This window comes from Sporichthyaceae bacterium (assembly GCA_036493475.1).
In the GTDB taxonomy this organism is placed as follows: Bacteria; Actinomycetota; Actinomycetes; order Sporichthyales; family Sporichthyaceae; genus DASQPJ01.
Genome location: DASXPS010000116.1, coordinates 1 through 16,353, shown reverse-complemented (window position 1 = coordinate 16,353; position 16,353 = coordinate 1). Strand labels below are relative to the sequence as shown.

The following is a 16,353-nucleotide window of genomic DNA, read 5'->3' as shown; positions in this document are numbered from 1 at the left end:
ATTGTCTGTCCTCGGCCCGGACACGTCCGGGCATCTCCGGCGCGCGCCGGGGACCGTCGAGGACCTGTTCTGGAGTGTGCACCCGTGGCTGCCAACTGCGACGTCTGCGGCAAGGGCCCGGGCTTCGGCAACAGCATCTCGCACTCCCACCGGCGCACCCGCCGCCGCTGGAACCCGAACATCCAGACCGTGCGCGCGCTGGTCGGCGGTACCCGTCGGCGCATCCAGGCCTGCACATCCTGCATCAAGGCGGGCAAGGTCACTCGCTGAAGCGCAGCACCCACCGCTGGTCGACCGGCCCCGGGCCGGCACCCATCGGATAACCGGCCGCGATCGCGCCGGTGACGAAGTCCTTTGCCGCCCGCGCCGCGCCGGGCACATCCAGTCCGCGGGCCAATCCGACGGCTAATGCCGTGGCCAGCGTGCACCCTGTGCCGTGCGTGTGCGGCGTGTCCAGGCGCTTTGCGCGCATGAGCCGGGCCGAGTGGCCGTCGCTGAGCAGATCCACGGCGTCGCCGCTCAGATGCCCGCCCTTGATCAACACCCAGCGCGGGCCCAGGTCGAGCATGGCGATCGCCGCGGCGTCCAGATCGGACTCCTCGGCCACCACGACGCCGCTCAGCACGCGGACCTCGCCCAGGTTGGGGGTGGCCACCGTGGCCAGCGGCAACATCCGGGTACGCATCGCGTCCAGGGCGTCGGCGGCCAACAACGGGTCGGCGTGGGTGGAGGCCAGCACCGGGTCTACGACGATCGGCACCCCGGCCGCATGCAACGGGGCCAGCAGCTCGGCGACCGTGTCCACCACCTCGGCCGAGCCGAGCATGCCGGTCTTCACCGCGTCCACGCCCAGGTCGTCGAGCACCGCGGCGAACTGCGCCCGGACGGCGTTCGCGGGCAGCGGCCACCACTGGTGCACCCCGCGCGAACTCTGCGCGGTGACCGCGGTGAGCACCGTGCTCGCGTGCCCACCCAGCGCGAACACCGTCTTCACGTCTGCCTGCACGCCCGCCCCGCCGGCGGAGTCCGACCCTGCGATGGCGAGCACCCGCAACCGTTCCGCCGCGTTCAACGCTGCTCCCGATAGTGGTCCCACCCGGCACGGCCGGGGCGCGGCGCACCGTCCACTGTGACCCCGGGCTCGCCCGCGTGCACCCAGCCGATGCCGCGCCAGCCCGGCGGCAACGACGTGCCGGGCGGGAACGTCGCGACCAGGGCATGGTCCTCCCCGCCGCTGAACACCCAATCCGCGGGGTCGACGCCGAGGTCCGCGGCCGCCGCCCGTACCCGGTCGTCGGGCGGCAGGGCGTCGGTGGCCAGGTCGATGTGCACGTTGCTCGCCGCGGCGAGGTGGCCGAGGTCGGCGAGGAGGCCGTCGCTGACGTCGATCATCGCCGTGGCACCGGCGTCCGCGGCCCGGGGGCCGGCGGCGTACGGCGGACGTGGGCACCGGTGCGCGTCGACCAGCTCGGGATGCCGGACCCCCAACCCGGCCTCCAGCAGCGCGAACCCGGCCGCCGAGTCGCCCAACCGCCCGCACGCGGCCACCACGTCCCCGGCCCGGGCGCCGGCGCGGCGGACCGGAGCACGGCCCTGCAGGTCGCCGAGCGCGCTGACCGCGAGCACCACCAGCGGGCCGGCGGTGACATCGCCGCCCACGACCGCGGCGCCCGTCTCGGCTGCCTCCACCGCCAGGCCGGTGGCCACATCCAGCAACCACTGCGCGTCCAGCTCCGCGGGCGCCACCAGTCCCCACAGCAGCGCCGTGGGTACCGCGCCCATCGCGGCCACGTCGGCCAGATTGGCCGCAGCGGCCTTGCGTCCCACGGCCGCGCCGTGTCGCGCGAGGAGCCGGAAGTGCCGGTCCTGGACCAGAACGTCGGTGCAGGCGACCACCCGCCCGTCCGGTGAACTGAGCACCGCCGCGTCGTCACCGGGACCGACCAGCACACCGGCGTGCTGCGGCAGCCGCGCGGTCAGGGCGGCGATCAATCCGAACTCGCCGAGGCTGCCGACGGTCGGAGTCACGGCCAAGCTCCCTCGCGATAGGTTCTGGGGCGTCGCGGCACAACACGGAGGTCATCAGTCATGTCGGTCCAGGCATACATCCTCATCCAGACCGAAGTGGGCAAGGCAGCGGTGGTCGCGCAGCAGATTCAAGACATCGCCGGGGTGACGCTCGCCGAGGATGTCACCGGCCCCTACGACGTGATCGTGCGGGCCGAGGCCGGGTCGGTGGACGAACTCGGCAAGTTGGTCGTCGCCCGGGTGCAGTCGGTGGACGGCATCACGCGCACGCTGACCTGCCCGGTGGTCCACCTCTGAGGCCTGGTCCGATCCTGGTCCTCGCCGTGCTCGGGTTGGCCGGCTGCGGTTCCTCGACGCCGGTCGCGGTGAGCCCGGTGCCGTCATCCGCCCCCGCGGCGCAGGACGTCTGTCGGCGGTTGGTCGGCGCGCTGCCGAACAAGGTCGACGATTTGCCCCGGCGGCACATCTCCCCGGAGCAGGGGACGACCGCGGCCTGGGGCAACCCACCGGTGGTACTGCGCTGCGGCGTCGGCAAACCCGCGGGGCTGACGCCGACCTCGGTGCTGGCCGGGGTGAACGGGATCTACTGGTTCATCGACGACCAACCCGACGTGCGGATCTGGACCACCGTCGGGCGGCGGGTGAACGTCGAGATGCGCATCCCGAGCAAGCACGACCCGCCGCAGGGCCCCGTGGTGGACATCGCGGCGGCCATCACCGCCATCGACCCCAAGGCGTGACGAGCGGCGTCTGACGCAGCCTCAGCGCAGGCCGCGGCGGCGGCGCAACGCGGTGCGCAGCAACCGGTCGATCAGTTGCGGGTAGTCGATCCCGGATGCGGCCCACATCGAGGGGAACATCGACACCGGGGTGAAGCCCGGCATGGTGTTCACCTCGTTGAGCACGATGCGCCCGTTGTCGGTGACGAAGAAGTCCACCCGGGCGAGGCCCTCGCAGGACAACGCGTCGAAGGCGCACACCGACAGCCGGCGCACCTCGTTCGCGAGCTCTTCCGGCAGGTCCGCGGGCACAGTGAGCTGGGTGGAGTCCTCGAGGTATTTGGCCTCGAAATCGTAGAACTCGCGCCCGCCGACCACCTGGATCTCCGCGGTGACGCTGGCCTGCGGCGCGGTCGGCGTGCCGTCGGGCAACAGCTCGCCCTCCAGCACCCCGCACTCGATTTCTCGGCCCACGATGGCGGCCTCGACGATAACCTTCGGATCCCATTCCTGGGCCAACGCCATCGCGGCGTCCAGGCCGTCGGGACCGTGCACCTTGCTGATGCCGACACTGGAGCCGCCACGTGCCGGCTTCACGAACACCGGCCAGCCCAGTTCCGCGATGGCCTTGCGCACGCCGTCCGCGTCCTCGATCCAGCGCCGCGGCGGCACCACCACATACGGGCCGACGGGCAGACCGGCGCCGGCCAGCACCACCTTCATGAAGGCCTTGTCCATGCTGACGGCGCTGGCCAGTACACCTGACCCGACATAGGGCAGATCGGCGAGTTCGAACAGGCCCTGAATGGTGCCGTCCTCACCGAACGGCCCGTGCAGCACCGGGAACACCACGTCCAAATGGCCGATCGCGCCGGCCACCGCGCCGTTGTCGTGCAGGGCCAGCCCACTGGCCGTCGGATCGCCGGCGAGCACCACCGGGGACGACTGCCCATCCACGGTGGGCAGTGTGTTGCCCACGATGGCCAGCCGGTCCGGGTCGTCGGCGGCGAGGACCCACCGGCCCTCCTGCGAGATGCCGACCGGCACCACGTCATAGACGTCGCGATCAATCGCCCGCAGCACGCTGGCCGCTGAGACACACGACACCGCGTGTTCGGACGAGCGGCCGCCGAACACGACCGCGACCCTCGGCTTGCGCGCGCTCATCGGGTCGACAGTAGCGCGATCAGCGCACCAGATCGGCGAGTTTCGCGAGCTTGTCCAGTTCCGGCAGGACCGTGTCGGCAGCGGCCGAGGGCGCGATGAACAGGGTGCGTTCCAACCCCAGCTCGGCGTATTCGTGTACCGCCTCCTCGGTGGTCTTACCGCCGAATATGGTGACCGGTACCGGCGGATGGCCGCGGTCGGCGGCCAGCTTCTGCAGCTCGGCCACCCGGGCGGCAAACATGCCCGGTTTGAAGCGGTTGATCGGCATCCAGCCGTCGCCATAGTCCAGCACCCTGTCGAAGGCTCCGGCACCGTCGCCGCCGATGAGCACCGGGGGTTGGCGCACCGGCTTGGGCCAGGACCACAACGGATCGAAGTTCACGTAGTCGCCGTGATACTCGGCCTGCTCGTGGTTCCAGATCTCCTTGCAGGCCAATACCCGCTCGCGCATCACGTCCCACCGGGTCTTCGGGTCGGTGCCGTGATCGGCCATCTCCTCGCGGTTCCAGCCACCTCCGATGCCGAACAGCACCCGGCCACCGGAGAGGTGATCCAGCGAGGCGATCTCCTTGGCCAGGTAGATCGGGTCACGCTGCACGACCAAGGCGACACCGGTGCCCACGTGCAGGCTGGTGGTGACCGCGGCCGCCGCGGACAACGCGACGAACGGATCAAGGGTGCGGTAGTAGAAGCGCGGCAACTCCGGGCCGCCCGGCCACGGGCTCAATCGGGAGACCGGGATGTGCGAGTGCTCGGGGACGAACAGCGACTCGAAACCGCGCTCCTCACACGCCCTGGCCAACTCGGTGATCGAGATCGACTCGTCGGTGGCGAAGATGACGATCCCAGTCTTCATCCAATTCCCTCGCGTTCGTGTTTCGCCGATCTGGACATGAGCGTGCGCAGCACCACGCCGGGTGGCACGCCGTCCCGGATCGCCGCGGCGACCTGGGTCACGATCGGCATCTCGACCCGATGCCGGGCGGCCAGATCGCAGATCGCCTCGCAGGTCTTCACGCCCTCGACCACCTGACGGGTGTCCGCGGTGAGCACCTCGACGGAGACACCGGCGCCGACCCGCTCACCGAAGCTGCGGTTGCGCGACAACGGTGACTGGCAGGTGGCCACCAGGTCACCGAGGCCCGCCAGGCCGGCGAATGTGTAGGGATCGGCACCCAGCGCGACGCCGAGGCGGGAGGTCTCCGCGATGCCGCGGGTCAGCAGGGCGGCCTTCGCGTTGTCGCCCAGTCCCATGCCGTGTGCCATGCCGACCGCCAACGCGATCACGTTCTTGACCGCGCCACCGAGTTCGGCGCCGATCACATCGGTGTGCGTGTAGGCCCGAAACCAGTCGGTGTGGCAGGCGTCCTGGACGCGCCCGGCCACGTCGAGGTGCGCGCTGGCGACAACGGTCGCCGCGGGCTGACGCAGCGCCACCTCGCCGGCCAGATTCGGTCCTGTCACCACCGCGATCCGCTCCGGGCCGGCCCCGGTGACCTCGGTGATCACCTGACTCATCCGGTAGGTGGTGGTCAACTCCACGCCCTTGGCCAGGCTGATCAGCACGGCGTCGGGGCGCAGCAACTCCGACCACTGCTCTAGGTGTTCGCGCAACCGTTGGGAGGGCACGGCGAGGAACACCAGATCCGCGTCGGCCAGTGCGGCCGCGGCGTCCGAGGTGGGTGCCACGGCCTCGGGCAGTTCCACGCCGGGCAGATGGTCGACGTTGCACCGCTTGACCGCCATCGCCTCGGCGAGTTCCGGCCGACGCGCCCACAACGCGACCTCGTTGCCCGCATCAGCCAGGACCAACGCGAACGCTGTGCCCCACGCACCGGCGCCGAGCACCGCTACCCGACTCACACGGTCCCCTGTTCCGCAGCCCCGCCGACGGCGCCGGGGCTGCCGAACGGCGCAACCCCGGCAGTGCGCGGGTCGTAGCGTTCGGTGGGCGCCTGTTCCCCGCGGATCACCTCCAACTCCGCGGTGATCGCGTTCATGATGCGCATCGTTGCCTCGGCCAACAACTCCGCGGTGAGTTCCCGCCCGCGCAGGTCGTCAAGGTCGACCGGGGCGCCGGCCCGTGCGTACACCGTGCGGCGGGGCAGGAGCGTCGGCCGATGTGAATAGGGCGCCAGCACGCGCTGTGCACCCCACTGCGCGACCGGGATCACCGGTGCCCCGGCCTCCAGTGCAATGCGAGCCGCGCCGGTCTTGCCGACCATCGGCCACATCCCGGGATCGCGGGTAATCGTGGCCTCCGGATAAACAATCACCAACGCGCCCTGGTCACGCACGGCGGCCACCGCCGCGGCCACCGAGGCCGCTGCGCTCTGCGCACCGCGATGCACCGGAATCATGTCGGTGCCGCGGAAAACCCGGCCCAACCCGCGGGCTTCGAACAACTCCGCCTTCGCCAGAAATCGCGGCGTGCGTCCACTGGAGTCGATGAAATAGCCGAAGGTCACCGGGTCGATCTTCGAGATGTGATTGGCGGCAACCACAACTCCGCCGGTGCGCGGCACATTCTCCCCGCCGGACCAGCGGTGTCGGATGATCGACCGCAGCCAGGGGATGAGCAGCACCTCGACCGTACGGAACCACGGTCGCTTGCGATCACCGCCCACTCCTCGCCCTTTCCCTCCTCGCGCGATTGCTGCCGGCAGCCTTTCACGTCAACGGGCCGGTGGGCTGTGCACGGGGTCGACGTCGGTGCCGTTGGATCCGGTGACAGGATCGGCCGCGATGACCGATCGGGGTGAGAACGCGCAGACCGCAGCCTGGTCGCTGGTACTGCCGGTCAAACGCCTGGACACGGCGAAATCCCGATTGCGCGGCCCGGCCGCGGCACACCGGGCCGCTCTTGCGCTCGCGTTCGCAGCGGACACCGCGGCGGCCGCGTTGGCCACCGTCGGGGTCGTTGAACTGGTGGTGGTGACCGACGATCCCGCGGCCGCAGAGCTCACCGCGGCACTGGGCGCCCACGTGGTCGACGACAGGCCCGACGCGGGATTGAACGCGGCACTGTCCTGGGGCGCGACGGTGGCCCGGCAACGCGCACCGCAGGCGGGTATCGCGGCGCTGTCCGCGGACCTGCCCGCCCTGCGCACCGCGGAACTCGGTGAGGTGTTGGCGTTCGCCTCGGTGGCGAACTGCGCGGTGGTGGTCGCCGATGCGCACGGCTCGGGCAGTACGGCTTATTTGGCCGCGGCGACTGTGCCATTCGCCCCCGCCTTCGGCCCGGACTCCCTGCGGGCACATGTCGCCGGCGGGGCGGTGGCCTTCCCCGGCGCGGGTGTGCCCTCGATCCGGCAGGACGTGGACACCCTGGAGGATCTGTGGGCCGCAGTGGCTCTCGGAGTGGGCCCGCACACGAGCGCCATCGTGCAATCGATCGAGCCCTGACCTGCGTCGGGGCCGGAGCAGCGAACTGCTCCGGCCCCGACGTGCGTTGTGCTGGCTAGGCCCTCTTGGCCGGCGCGCGCTTCGCGGGCGCCCTCTTGGCCGGTGCAGCCTTCTTCGCCACAGCCTTCTTGGCGGGTGCGGCCTTCTTCGCGACGGCCTTCTTTGCGACGGCCTTCTTGGCCGGTGCGGCCTTCTTGGCGGGTGCGGCCCTCTTCGCCACGGCCTTCTTGGCCGGTGCAGCCTTCTTCGCCACGGCCTTCTTCGCCGGTGCGACCTTCTTCGCCACGGCCTTCTTCGCCGGTGCAGCCTTCTTCGCCGTCGCCCGAGCCGGGGCGGCGGCCTTGGCGGCTGCGGCGACCTTACGAGCGGCACCCGCGGCCGCGCTGGTCACGGTGGCAGCAGCGGCGGTAATGCGCGGCAACTTCTTCGCCCCGCTCACCACGTCCTTGAAGCCGGTGCCGGCCTTGAAACGAGGCACCGAGGTCTTGGCCACCCGAACGCGCTGACCGGTGGCTGGGTTACGGGCCATCCGCGCCGGCCGCTCGACCTTTTCGAACACACCGAAGCCGGTGATGCCGACCTTCTCGCCACGGGCCACGGTGCGGGTGATGGTGTCGACCACGGCGTCGAGAGCCTGCGCGGCCGCCTTCTTGTTGCCCTCGAATCTGCTCGCCAGCTCGTCGATCAGCTGCGTCTTGTTCATTGCGTCCCTCCGACGCCGACCTACGGGCACACAAAAGCCCGGCTCGTGGGAGAAGTTAGGCCCAGTGACGTACCTAAAACAATCACCAAAGGCTTCTAGATTCGTTGTGTCGCAAGCGAATCTGCCGAGTTCCGCTCCGTTCGCCCCGGTTCTGAAGCCCGATTCGGTTCACCCATGCGGACCAATCGAGACTTTGGTCGGTCCGCATTCGCGGTGAATTTCCCTTGCCCGTAAGGACAATCAGCGCTCTGTCGCCGATTGTCCGCGACGGGGTACCGACCTCAGCGGGCGGGCAGGGTGGCCGGTAACCAGGCCGGCCGGATCTTCTCGAATGCATCGATGTCGTCGGTGTGCCGCAACGTCAATCCGATGTCGTCAAGGCCCTCGAGCAGCCGCCAACGCGAGTAGTCGTCGATGTCGAAGTTGGCCACGAAGTCGCCGCAACGGACCTGACGGTCCACCAAATCGACGGTGATCTCGGTACTCGGATCGGCCTCGGACCGTTCCCACAACAGCTCCACCGATGACTGCGGCAGGGTCAACGTGAGCAGTCCGCCCTTGAGCGAGTTGCCTCGGAAGATGTCGGCGAATCGGGTGGAGATGACAACCCGGAAGCCGTAGTTCTGCAGGGCCCACACCGCGTGTTCCCGCGAGGAGCCGGTGCCGAAGTCGGGGCCGGCGACCAACACCGTCGCGCCCTCGCGGTCCGCGTGGTTGAGCACGAAGCTCGGGTCCGTGCGCCAGCTTGCGAATAAACCGTCCTCGAAACCGTCCCGGCTGATTCGTTTCAGGTACACCGCGGGGATGATCTGGTCGGTGTCCACGTTGCTGCGGCGCAGCGGCACCATCCGACCGGTGTGCGTGATGAAGGCTTCCATGTCAGCTCTCCTCGGACAGGTCGGCGGGGGCGGCGAGATGCCCGGTGACCGCGGTGGCGGCGGCAACCAGTGGTGAGACCAAGTGCGTCCGTCCGCCCTTGCCCTGCCGGCCCTCGAAGTTGCGGTTGGACGTCGAGGCGCTGCGCTCTCCCGCGGCCAGCTGGTCGGGGTTCATGCCCAGACACATCGAGCACCCGGCGAACCGCCATTCCGCGCCCGCCGCGGTGAACACCGCATCGAGGCCCTCGGCCTCGGCCTGCAGTCGCACCTTCGCCGAGCCCGGCACCACCAGCATGCGCACGCCCGGTGCGACCTTGCGGCCGGCGATAACCTGCGCGGCGGCGCGCAGGTCCTCGATGCGACCGTTGGTGCACGAGCCGAGGAACACGGTGTCCACGGTGACCTCGCGCAACGGCATGCCGGCCGTCAGGCCCATGTATTGCAGCGCGCGCTCGGCCGTGGAGCGCTCGACCGGGTCGGCGATGTCCGCCGGGTCGGGCACCCGCTCGGACAGCGGCGCACCCTGAGCGGGGTTGGTACCCCAGGTGACGAACGGGCTGAGGTCCGCGGCGTTCAGCACCACCTCGGTGTCGAAGGTCGCGTCGTCGTCGGTGCGCAGCTCGCGCCAGGCGGCCAGCGCAGCATCCCAGTCGGCACCGTTCGGCGCGTGCGGGCGGCCCTTCAGATAGTCGAAGGTGACCTCGTCCGGGGCGACCAGGCCGGCCCGCGCACCTGCCTCGATGGACATGTTGCATACGGTGAGCCGGCCCTCCATGGACAAGTTACGAATGGCCTCACCGCGGTACTCGATGACATAGCCCTGGCCACCGCCGGTACCGATCTTCGCGATCACCGCGAGGATGATGTCTTTCGAGGTGACGCCGACGGGCAATGCCCCGTTCACCGTGACGGCCATCGTCTTGAACGGCCTGAGCGGCAGGGTCTGGGTGGCCAGCACGTGCTCCACCTCACTGGTGCCGATGCCGAAGGCGAGGGCACCGAAAGCGCCGTGGGTGGAGGTGTGGCTGTCGCCGCAGACGATCGTCATGCCGGGTTGGGTGATCCCCAGTTGGGGGCCGACCACGTGCACGATGCCCTGGTCCACATCGCCGAGCGAGTGCAGCCGAATGCCGAACTCTTCGCAGTTCTTGCGCAGTGCATCGACCTGGGTACGCGACACCGGGTCGGCGATGGGCTTGTCGATGTCGAGGGTGGGGACGTTGTGGTCCTCGGTGGCCAGCGTGAGATCGGGGCGGCGTACCGGGCGACCCGCCGCGCGCAGCCCGTCGAAGGCCTGGGGGCTGGTCACCTCGTGGATGAGGTGTAGGTCGATGTAAAGCAGGTCCGGCTCGTTCTCGGCCCGTCGTACGACGTGCGCGTCCCAGATCTTCTCGGCGAGTGTGCGGCCCATAATCCCGGTCTCCTCCGGACTTGCGTCTCGCGCTGTTGAGTTTCACAGTATGAGACGGCAGTATCAATCCATGGACAAGTCTAGCGGACTATCCGGTGTTGGCGTACTGGACAAGGCAGCGGCCGTCCTGGGCGCCCTGGAGGCCGGCCCGGCCACCTTGGCGAACCTGGTGACCGCCACCGGCCTGGCCCGTCCCACCGCGCACCGGTTGGCCGTCGCCCTCGAACATCACCGGTTGGTGACCCGCGACCTACAGGGCCGCTTCGTGCTCGGTCCGCGATTGGCCGAGTTGGCCGCGGCGGCCGGTGAGGACCGCCTGTTGGCCGCGGCCGGGCCGGTGTTGGTGCACCTGCGCGACGTGACCGGAGAGAGCGCGCAGCTCTACCGCCGGCAGGGCGATCACCGGGTGTGCGTGGCCGCGGCCGAGCGACTGTCCGGGCTGCGGGACACGGTGCCGGTGGGCAGCTCGCTGCCGATGTCCGCGGGCTCGGCCGCACAGGTGTTGCTGGCCTGGGAGGACCCCGAGCGCATGCATCGCGGATTGCAGGGTGCGGTGTTCCAGGCGACCACGCTGGCCGCGGTGCGTCGACGTGGGTGGGCACAGAGTGTCGGCGAACGCGAGGCCGGGGTGGTCTCGGTATCCGCGCCGGTGCGCGGCCCGGGCCACCGGGTGGTCGCCGCGGTGTCGGTGTCCGGACCGTTGGATCGGTTGTCCCGCCAGCCGGGTCGGTTGCACGCGAACGCGGTGATGGCCGCCGCGGAGAAGCTCACCGAGGCGCTGCGTCGGGGTACCGGTAAGACCGGACCCGAGGCCGAGCCCGCGGCGACGCGACGTGGTGCAGTGCGGCGCACGCCATGAACGGAACGCAGGGATTGCACCCGCAAACCATCGCGGTGGTGGCGGGTCGACCCGAGCAGGTCCCGGACGCACCGATGAACACGCCCCTGACCTTGGCCTCGACCTACGTGGCCGGCGGGGATTTGGAGTACGGCCGTTACGGCAATCCGACCTGGCAGGCCTTCGAGACCGCATTGGGCGCGCTGGAGGGTGGCCACGGGTTGGCCTATCCGTCCGGGCTGGCCGCGTTCGGTGCGGTGCTGGAACTGGTCCGACCCGATGCCATTGTGGTCGCGCCGCGGCACGCCTACCTGGGGTCGTTGGGCCGATTGGTGCAGGAGGGAACTCGGCATGATCTGATGACCCGTCTGGTGGATGTGGCGGACACCGAAGCGGTGATCGCCGCGCTGGACGGTGCGGACCTGGCCTTGCTGGAGTCCCCCACGAACCCGGCACTCGAGGTCGCCGACCTCCCCACGCTGTGCGCGGCCGCCCGCGAACGCGGGGTCCTGCTGGTGGTGGACAACACCTTCGCCACCCCGGTGGCCCAGCGCCCGCTGGGACTCGGCGCGGATCTGGTGCTGCACTCGGTGACGAAATTCATCGCCGGGCACAGCGACGTCGTGCTCGGCGCCCTGGTCTGCGCGGACCACGGGATGTGGCAACGGTTGGAACAACGTCGTCGGATCACCGGGGTCATCCCGGGGCCGATGGAGTGCTGGCTGGCCCTGCGCGGGTTACGCACCCTGCACCTGCGGGTGGAACGGGCCACTGCCAACGCCACGGTGTTGGCCCCGCGACTGGCCGTCCATCCCGCGTGCCGACGGGTGCGCTACCCCGGTCTGCCGACCGATCCCGGCCACGCCCGGGCCGCGGCGATGGGCAGTTTCGGCGCGGTGATCAGCGTGGAGTTCGCCGATGCGGCGACCGCGGACGCGTTCTGCACGGCGACCCGGTTGTGGGTGACCGCAACCAGCCTGGGCGGGGTGGAATCCATGTTGGAGCGACGCCGGCGGTGGCCGGGTGAGTCGCCGACGATCGCCGAGGGTCTGGTGCGCATGGCCGTCGGCATCGAGGCCGTCGAGGACCTGTGGGCGGATCTGGCCGCGGCGCTGGACTCGCTGTAGGGCTCAGGCCGGGTCGCGTTCCCGACGGATCGCCGCGTAGGCGCGGGGTTGGTAACGGACGCGTTCGGGCAGCCGCGGCCAGACCTGACGGATCACGAACGACATCGCGTCCAACACATGTTGGTCGCGCGCGGTCCAGTTGAGTTCGAGAGTCTCGCGGGCCCTGGGCGGCATCAGGCCCGCCCCCAGCCACACGTTGGCCTTCATGGTCGGCCACCGCAGCACCCGCCACAGCACGTCCGGCACATAGGGCGGAGCCGGGATGGCCTGGCCCCCCGCGCTCATCGCCCAGCGCGTGGTCTCGTTGTGCTCCAACTCGTGCTCCAGCATGTGCTGGAAGTACGCGTCGAACTCCTCCCATGTCTCGACCACTGGGCGCATGGACAGCCCGTAGCGCTGCCACCAGGTCACCCCCTCACGGACCAACTGGTCCTTCTCCTCCAGAGTGAGCGGAGTGCCGAAGAACTCATTGGTCGCCACGATCGCCTCGACGAACGTGACGTGCGTCCACCAGAAAATCTCCGGGTTCAGCGCCGACCAGCGTCGGCCGTGCCCGTCGTCGCTGCCCTTGATGTCGCGGTGGTAGTCGCGCACCTCTCCCGCGGTGGCCTCGGCGTTCTCGTCGTAGATGACCCCGGCGATCGGTGGGATCGAGCGGAACAACCGATCCCACGGGTCGTCGAAGAAGTTCGAGAGCTGCTGCAGCGCGGAGTTCACCGCGGGGTGCATGTTCTGCAGGGTGCCGGTACGCCACAACAACAACAGGCCGAGCCGGTCCCCGTGGTAACGCCAGGTCAGGGAGCCGGGACCGATAGGGGCGCCGATGACGGTGTCGGGTTCGGTGACGGTCATCGGGCCCTCTCAATTTCTATGGGTGCGTCCGTCCGATGGGCGGCGAGGGTGCCGCGGGCGATCTCCCGGATTTGGCGCACCAGGCGCGCCACTGGGTAGGTGCTGGGATCACGCATGTGCAGCCGGACCATTTCCTCGCCGGCGAGTTGGTGCAGGTGCGCGGCCAGTTCCGGGTCGGCGACGCCGTCCGGCAGCCGGCTGGTGAGCAGGTGTTGCACGTGCGCGCGGGCCAGCGCGCGGCCGGACGCGATACGCGCGTGCAGCTCCGGTGGACCGCCCTCCGGCGGGTTGAGCAGGATGCGCCACGCCGCGGGGGCCAGCGACACGGCGTGCAGCATCGCCTGCAGCATCGCCTCGGAGACCTCGACAAGGTCGAGTTCGGCAGGCATCGGCGCCAAGGCCTCGGCCAGGCCGAGCATGGCCTGCGCGGTCTCCCGGTCGATCAACGCGGCGACCATGCCGGGCAGGTCGCCGAACTGCGCGTAGATCAGCGTGCGGGTGACCCCGGCATCGCGGGCGACCCGGTCGATGGTGGCGGCATGGAAGCCCTCGGCGACCACGACGTCGCGGGCGATGTCCAGCAGCATGTGGCGCCGTTCCTCGGCGGACATGCGTTGCCGAGTCATCGGCCCTCCACAAAGTTACGACTTGTAACTTAGCTCGAAGTTACAAGTTGTAACCATGGCGGTCAAGCCCTCGCCCCCGGCGGAAGATAGCGCGCGCCGGGACCGAGGGAGGCCGCGATGTCCTGTGGGTTGGACAGGGTGCAGCGGCGCAGCGACAGACACCCGCAGCCGATGCAGGCCGTCAACCCGTCGCGCAGCGCGGTGAGCGCGTCGATGTGTTGGTCCAGCCGGGCCCGCCAACTCGCGGACACCCGCGTCCAGTCCGCCTTGGTCGGGGTGCGTGCGCCGGGCAGCTCGGCAAGTGCGGCGCGGATCTCGTCCAGGGCCAGCCCGACGTTCTGCGCGGCCCGGATGAAAGCCAGGCGGCGCAGCGTCTCGCGCCGGAAGCGGCGCTGTCCCCCGCTGGTGCGGGTGGCGGTGATCAGACCGAGCGACTCGTAGTAGCGCACCGCGGAGGTGGCACACCCCGCTCGCTCGGCCAACTCCCCGATCGTCAGCAGGTCCGTGGCGCGGTCCATCGGCAATCCCCTTGACTTCAAGTGAACTTTAAGTTGCAGGCTAGCTCGCAGAAAGGAGCGAGGGATGACGAACATTCGAACCGCACTGATCACCGGTGGATCCCGTGGGCTCGGCCGCGCGTTGGCCGCTGCCCTGGTGAGCCGGGACTGGCGGGTGATCATCGACGGCCGCGATGCACAGCGGTTGGTGGTGGCCGGCCGGGAGATCGGCGCCGAGCCGATCGTCGGCGACGTGGCCGACCCGGTGCATCGGGCCGCGCTCGCGGCCGCGGTGGGCACCCGCCTCGATCTGCTGGTGAACAACGCGAGTGTGCTGGGGCCGTCACCGCAACCGGGCCTGGCGGAGTATCCGTTGGCGGCGTTGGAGGAGGTGTACCGGGTGAACACGTTCGCGCCGGTCGCGTTGGTGCAAGCGCTGCTGCCGGCGCTGAGCAACACGGGCGGCCGGATCGTGAACGTGTCCTCGGACGCCGCGGTCGAGGCGTACCCCGGATGGGGAGGGTACGGCTCGTCGAAGGCGGCGCTGGACCACCTGAGCGCGGTGCTGGCCGCAGAGCATTCGGAGTTGCGGGTGTACGCCGTCGACCCCGGCGACATGAACACCGACCTGCACCAGTTGGCGTTCCCCGGTGAGGACATCAACGACCGGCCGAGCCCGGAGTCGGTGGTGCCCGCGCTGCTGGAGCTGATCGAGGCCGAGTTGCCCAGCGGCCGTTACCGCGCCGCCGACATGATGCCGGTGGGCCGACGATGAGGGTGCTGACGCCGGCGACGGTGTTCGACCTGCCCGCGGGCGCCGAGGCCGTCGCTCCGCCCGAACGGCGTGGCCTGGGTCGCGACGGCGGGCGGCTCCTGGTGGCCCGGCCGGACGGGTTATCCCATCACCGGTTCCGCGATCTGCCGACGGTGTTGGTGCCCGGCGATCTGGTGGTGCTCAATACCTCCGCGACATTGGCCGCCGCACTCGGCGGTACCGACGCATCGGGCGCCGCGGTGCCGGTGCACGTCTCCACGCAACTCGACGACAGCACGTGGGTGGTGGAGCTGCGCCGGCCGGACAACACCGGCCCGGATCTGACCCGCACTCGGGGTGAGTGGATCGGGTTGCCCGCCGGGGCGTGGGTGCAGTTGATGAAGCCCTACCCGGACCCGACCGCGGCGTCGTCCCGCCTGTGGCGCGCCCGGCCGAGCAACGCGCCGCCGTTGGCGGCGTACTTGGCGATGCACGGCCGCCCGATCGAGTACGGCTACCTACGCAGCCGGTTCACGCTGGCCGACCATCAGACCGTCTACGCCGGGAAGGCCGGCAGCGCCGAGATGCCCAGCGCCGGACGACCGTTCACCGACCGGATGCTGGTGCAGCTGATCACCCGCGGCGTCACCATCGCACCACTGGTGCTGCACACCGGGGTGTCCAGCCCCGAACTGCACGAACCTCCGACCCCGGAACGATTCGCGGTACCCCCGGCCACCGCTGACGCCGTGAACGCCGCTCGCGCCGCCGGCCGTCGCGTGATCGCGGTCGGCACCACCGTCGTGCGCGCCTTGGAGACGGTCGCCGACGCCGACGGCCGAGTCCGCGCCGCCGCCGGCTGGACCGACCTCGTCATCGGCCCCGACCGCCCCATCCGCGTCGTCACCGGACTACTCAGCGGCCTGCACCCGCCGGAGGCCACGCACCTGGTCATGCTCGAGACGGTGGCCGGCGCGCGCCTGGTCGCCGACGCCTACGCCGCCGCCCTGGAGCGGAGGTATCTGTGGCACGAGTTCGGCGACTCGATGCTGTTCTTGGGCTCCCGCCAGACCACTGATGGGCAGGGTTGAAACGATTGGTGCGAGCCTTCGGCCACTGGCTCCCCACCCGTTTCAACTGTGCCCGGGGGTTGCCACACCGAGCGCATGAGCCGACGCCGGCACCCGTCCGCCCACGGGGTGCCGGCGGTGCGAGCGAAGCGAGCCACCGCCCGGGGGGTGCCGGTGGTGCGAGCGAAGCGAGCCACCGCCCGGGGGGTGCCGGTGGTGCGAGCGAAGCGAGCCACCGCCCGGGGGGGTGCCGGTGGTGCGAGCGAAGCGAGCCACCG

At 70.3% G+C, this 16,353-nt stretch carries 21 protein-coding genes; 9 read left to right on the top strand and 12 right to left on the bottom strand.

Annotated features, from left to right (window positions below):
* Positions 1-84: 84 nt before the first annotated feature.
* Positions 85-270, top strand: coding sequence for a 50S ribosomal protein L28 (gene rpmB, locus VGJ14_12115; protein HEY2833162.1), 186 nt, complete (start codon positions 85-87; stop codon positions 268-270).
* Here the strand turns inward: rpmB and thiD are convergent.
* Positions 260-1,072 carry a bifunctional hydroxymethylpyrimidine kinase/phosphomethylpyrimidine kinase gene (gene thiD / locus VGJ14_12110; protein ID HEY2833161.1) on the bottom strand — a complete coding sequence of 271 codons (813 nt, stop codon included), beginning with the start codon at positions 1,070-1,072 and terminating at the stop codon, positions 260-262. The two genes, rpmB and thiD, sit on opposite strands and share 11 nt — an antisense overlap.
* Positions 1,069-2,028, bottom strand: coding sequence for a thiamine-phosphate kinase (locus VGJ14_12105; protein HEY2833160.1), 960 nt, complete (start codon positions 2,026-2,028; stop codon positions 1,069-1,071). Before VGJ14_12105 ends, thiD begins: the two co-directional genes overlap by 4 nt.
* A 60-nt stretch (positions 2,029-2,088) precedes the next feature.
* On the opposite strand from VGJ14_12105, the gene VGJ14_12100 reads away from it, so the two are divergent.
* Positions 2,089-2,325: an Lrp/AsnC ligand binding domain-containing protein gene (locus tag VGJ14_12100; protein ID HEY2833159.1), complete on the top strand. Its 237-nt coding sequence runs from the start codon at positions 2,089-2,091 to the stop codon at positions 2,323-2,325.
* Between the two features lie 26 nt (positions 2,326-2,351).
* A complete protein-coding gene (locus VGJ14_12095) occupies positions 2,352-2,768 on the top strand; it encodes a DUF3515 domain-containing protein (protein ID HEY2833158.1) in 417 nt (138 codons plus the stop codon).
* A 21-nt stretch (positions 2,769-2,789) separates the two neighbouring features.
* Here the strand turns inward: VGJ14_12095 and VGJ14_12090 are convergent, their stop codons facing one another.
* From VGJ14_12090 to VGJ14_12075, 4 genes are read right to left on the bottom strand one after another with little or no spacing between them, the layout of a single operon-like run.
* Complete coding sequence (locus tag VGJ14_12090; GenBank protein ID HEY2833157.1) at positions 2,790-3,914, bottom strand: D-alanine--D-alanine ligase family protein; 1,125 nt, start codon at positions 3,912-3,914, stop codon at positions 2,790-2,792.
* A 19-nt stretch (positions 3,915-3,933) separates the two neighbouring features.
* Positions 3,934-4,770: an LLM class F420-dependent oxidoreductase gene (locus tag VGJ14_12085; GenBank protein ID HEY2833156.1), complete on the bottom strand. Its 837-nt coding sequence runs from the start codon at positions 4,768-4,770 to the stop codon at positions 3,934-3,936.
* The gene (locus VGJ14_12080) at positions 4,767-5,777 is read right to left on the bottom strand and encodes an NAD(P)H-dependent glycerol-3-phosphate dehydrogenase (protein HEY2833155.1); all 1,011 of its coding nucleotides are present in this window, start codon (positions 5,775-5,777) and stop codon (positions 4,767-4,769) included. Before VGJ14_12080 ends, VGJ14_12085 begins: the two co-directional genes overlap by 4 nt.
* Positions 5,774-6,541, bottom strand: coding sequence for a lysophospholipid acyltransferase family protein (locus VGJ14_12075; protein HEY2833154.1), 768 nt, complete (start codon positions 6,539-6,541; stop codon positions 5,774-5,776). The genes VGJ14_12080 and VGJ14_12075 overlap by 4 nt, the downstream gene beginning before the upstream one ends.
* A 118-nt stretch (positions 6,542-6,659) precedes the next feature.
* Between VGJ14_12075 and cofC the strand changes: the two genes are divergently transcribed.
* On the top strand, positions 6,660-7,319 hold the full coding sequence (gene cofC, locus VGJ14_12070; protein HEY2833153.1) for a 2-phospho-L-lactate guanylyltransferase: 660 nt from the start codon (positions 6,660-6,662) through the stop codon (positions 7,317-7,319).
* Positions 7,320-7,374: 55 nt separating this feature from the next.
* Here the strand turns inward: cofC and VGJ14_12065 are convergent, their stop codons facing one another.
* The 3 genes from VGJ14_12065 to leuC all read right to left on the bottom strand — a co-directional run bounded on the left by VGJ14_12065 (position 7,375) and on the right by leuC (position 10,311).
* Positions 7,375-8,022, bottom strand: a complete 648-nt coding sequence (locus tag VGJ14_12065) for an HU family DNA-binding protein (GenBank protein HEY2833152.1) — start codon at positions 8,020-8,022, stop codon at positions 7,375-7,377.
* Positions 8,023-8,303: 281 nt separating this feature from the next.
* Complete coding sequence (gene leuD / locus VGJ14_12060) at positions 8,304-8,900, bottom strand: 3-isopropylmalate dehydratase small subunit (protein HEY2833151.1); 597 nt, start codon at positions 8,898-8,900, stop codon at positions 8,304-8,306.
* Position 8,901: 1 nt separating this feature from the next.
* The gene (gene leuC, locus VGJ14_12055) at positions 8,902-10,311 is read right to left on the bottom strand and encodes a 3-isopropylmalate dehydratase large subunit (protein HEY2833150.1); all 1,410 of its coding nucleotides are present in this window, start codon (positions 10,309-10,311) and stop codon (positions 8,902-8,904) included.
* 70 nt (positions 10,312-10,381) lie between these two features.
* On the opposite strand from leuC, the gene VGJ14_12050 reads away from it, so the two are divergent.
* Entirely contained in the window at positions 10,382-11,170 is a 789-nt protein-coding gene (locus VGJ14_12050) for an IclR family transcriptional regulator (GenBank protein ID HEY2833149.1), read from the top strand.
* A complete protein-coding gene (locus VGJ14_12045; GenBank protein ID HEY2833148.1) occupies positions 11,167-12,276 on the top strand; it encodes a PLP-dependent aspartate aminotransferase family protein in 1,110 nt (369 codons plus the stop codon). The genes VGJ14_12050 and VGJ14_12045 overlap by 4 nt, the downstream gene beginning before the upstream one ends.
* Before the next feature lie 3 nt (positions 12,277-12,279).
* Here the strand turns inward: VGJ14_12045 and VGJ14_12040 are convergent, their stop codons facing one another.
* The 3 genes from VGJ14_12040 to soxR form a co-directional block, all read right to left on the bottom strand.
* Entirely contained in the window at positions 12,280-13,128 is an 849-nt protein-coding gene (locus VGJ14_12040; protein ID HEY2833147.1) for an oxygenase MpaB family protein, read from the bottom strand.
* Entirely contained in the window at positions 13,125-13,754 is a 630-nt protein-coding gene (locus VGJ14_12035) for a TetR/AcrR family transcriptional regulator (protein ID HEY2833146.1), read from the bottom strand. Before VGJ14_12035 ends, VGJ14_12040 begins: the two co-directional genes overlap by 4 nt.
* Before the next feature lie 62 nt (positions 13,755-13,816).
* Complete coding sequence (gene soxR, locus VGJ14_12030) at positions 13,817-14,272, bottom strand: redox-sensitive transcriptional activator SoxR (GenBank protein ID HEY2833145.1); 456 nt, start codon at positions 14,270-14,272, stop codon at positions 13,817-13,819.
* 64 nt (positions 14,273-14,336) lie between these two features.
* On the opposite strand from soxR, the gene VGJ14_12025 reads away from it, so the two are divergent.
* The 3 genes from VGJ14_12025 to VGJ14_12015 all read left to right on the top strand — a co-directional run.
* A complete protein-coding gene (locus tag VGJ14_12025; GenBank protein HEY2833144.1) occupies positions 14,337-15,026 on the top strand; it encodes an SDR family NAD(P)-dependent oxidoreductase in 690 nt (229 codons plus the stop codon).
* On the top strand, positions 15,023-16,096 hold the full coding sequence (locus VGJ14_12020; protein HEY2833143.1) for an S-adenosylmethionine:tRNA ribosyltransferase-isomerase: 1,074 nt from the start codon (positions 15,023-15,025) through the stop codon (positions 16,094-16,096). The genes VGJ14_12025 and VGJ14_12020 overlap by 4 nt, the downstream gene beginning before the upstream one ends.
* A gap of 75 nt (positions 16,097-16,171) precedes the next feature.
* The coding region (locus VGJ14_12015) for a hypothetical protein (GenBank protein HEY2833142.1) at positions 16,172-16,353 on the top strand (182 nt) is incomplete at its 3' end.

Excerpts from the sequence above, each read along its gene's own strand:
- VGJ14_12100 (HEY2833159.1), top strand. The coding sequence starts at position 2,089 with ATGTCGGTCCAGGCATACATCCTCATCCAGACCGAAGTGGGCAAGGCA.
- VGJ14_12090 (HEY2833157.1), bottom strand. The coding sequence starts at position 3,914 with ATGAGCGCGCGCAAGCCGAGGGTCGCGGTCGTGTTCGGCGGCCGCTCG.
- VGJ14_12085 (HEY2833156.1), bottom strand. The coding sequence starts at position 4,770 with ATGAAGACTGGGATCGTCATCTTCGCCACCGACGAGTCGATCTCGATC.
- cofC (HEY2833153.1), top strand. The coding sequence starts at position 6,660 with ATGACCGATCGGGGTGAGAACGCGCAGACCGCAGCCTGGTCGCTGGTA.
- VGJ14_12065 (HEY2833152.1), bottom strand. The coding sequence starts at position 8,022 with ATGAACAAGACGCAGCTGATCGACGAGCTGGCGAGCAGATTCGAGGGC.
- leuD (HEY2833151.1), bottom strand. The coding sequence starts at position 8,900 with ATGGAAGCCTTCATCACGCACACCGGTCGGATGGTGCCGCTGCGCCGC.
- leuC (HEY2833150.1), bottom strand. The coding sequence starts at position 10,311 with ATGGGCCGCACACTCGCCGAGAAGATCTGGGACGCGCACGTCGTACGA.
- VGJ14_12050 (HEY2833149.1), top strand. The coding sequence starts at position 10,382 with ATGGACAAGTCTAGCGGACTATCCGGTGTTGGCGTACTGGACAAGGCA.
- VGJ14_12045 (HEY2833148.1), top strand. The coding sequence starts at position 11,167 with ATGAACGGAACGCAGGGATTGCACCCGCAAACCATCGCGGTGGTGGCG.
- VGJ14_12040 (HEY2833147.1), bottom strand. The coding sequence starts at position 13,128 with ATGACCGTCACCGAACCCGACACCGTCATCGGCGCCCCTATCGGTCCC.
- VGJ14_12035 (HEY2833146.1), bottom strand. The coding sequence starts at position 13,754 with ATGACTCGGCAACGCATGTCCGCCGAGGAACGGCGCCACATGCTGCTG.
- soxR (HEY2833145.1), bottom strand. The coding sequence starts at position 14,272 with ATGGACCGCGCCACGGACCTGCTGACGATCGGGGAGTTGGCCGAGCGA.
- VGJ14_12025 (HEY2833144.1), top strand. The coding sequence starts at position 14,337 with ATGACGAACATTCGAACCGCACTGATCACCGGTGGATCCCGTGGGCTC.
- VGJ14_12020 (HEY2833143.1), top strand. The coding sequence starts at position 15,023 with ATGAGGGTGCTGACGCCGGCGACGGTGTTCGACCTGCCCGCGGGCGCC.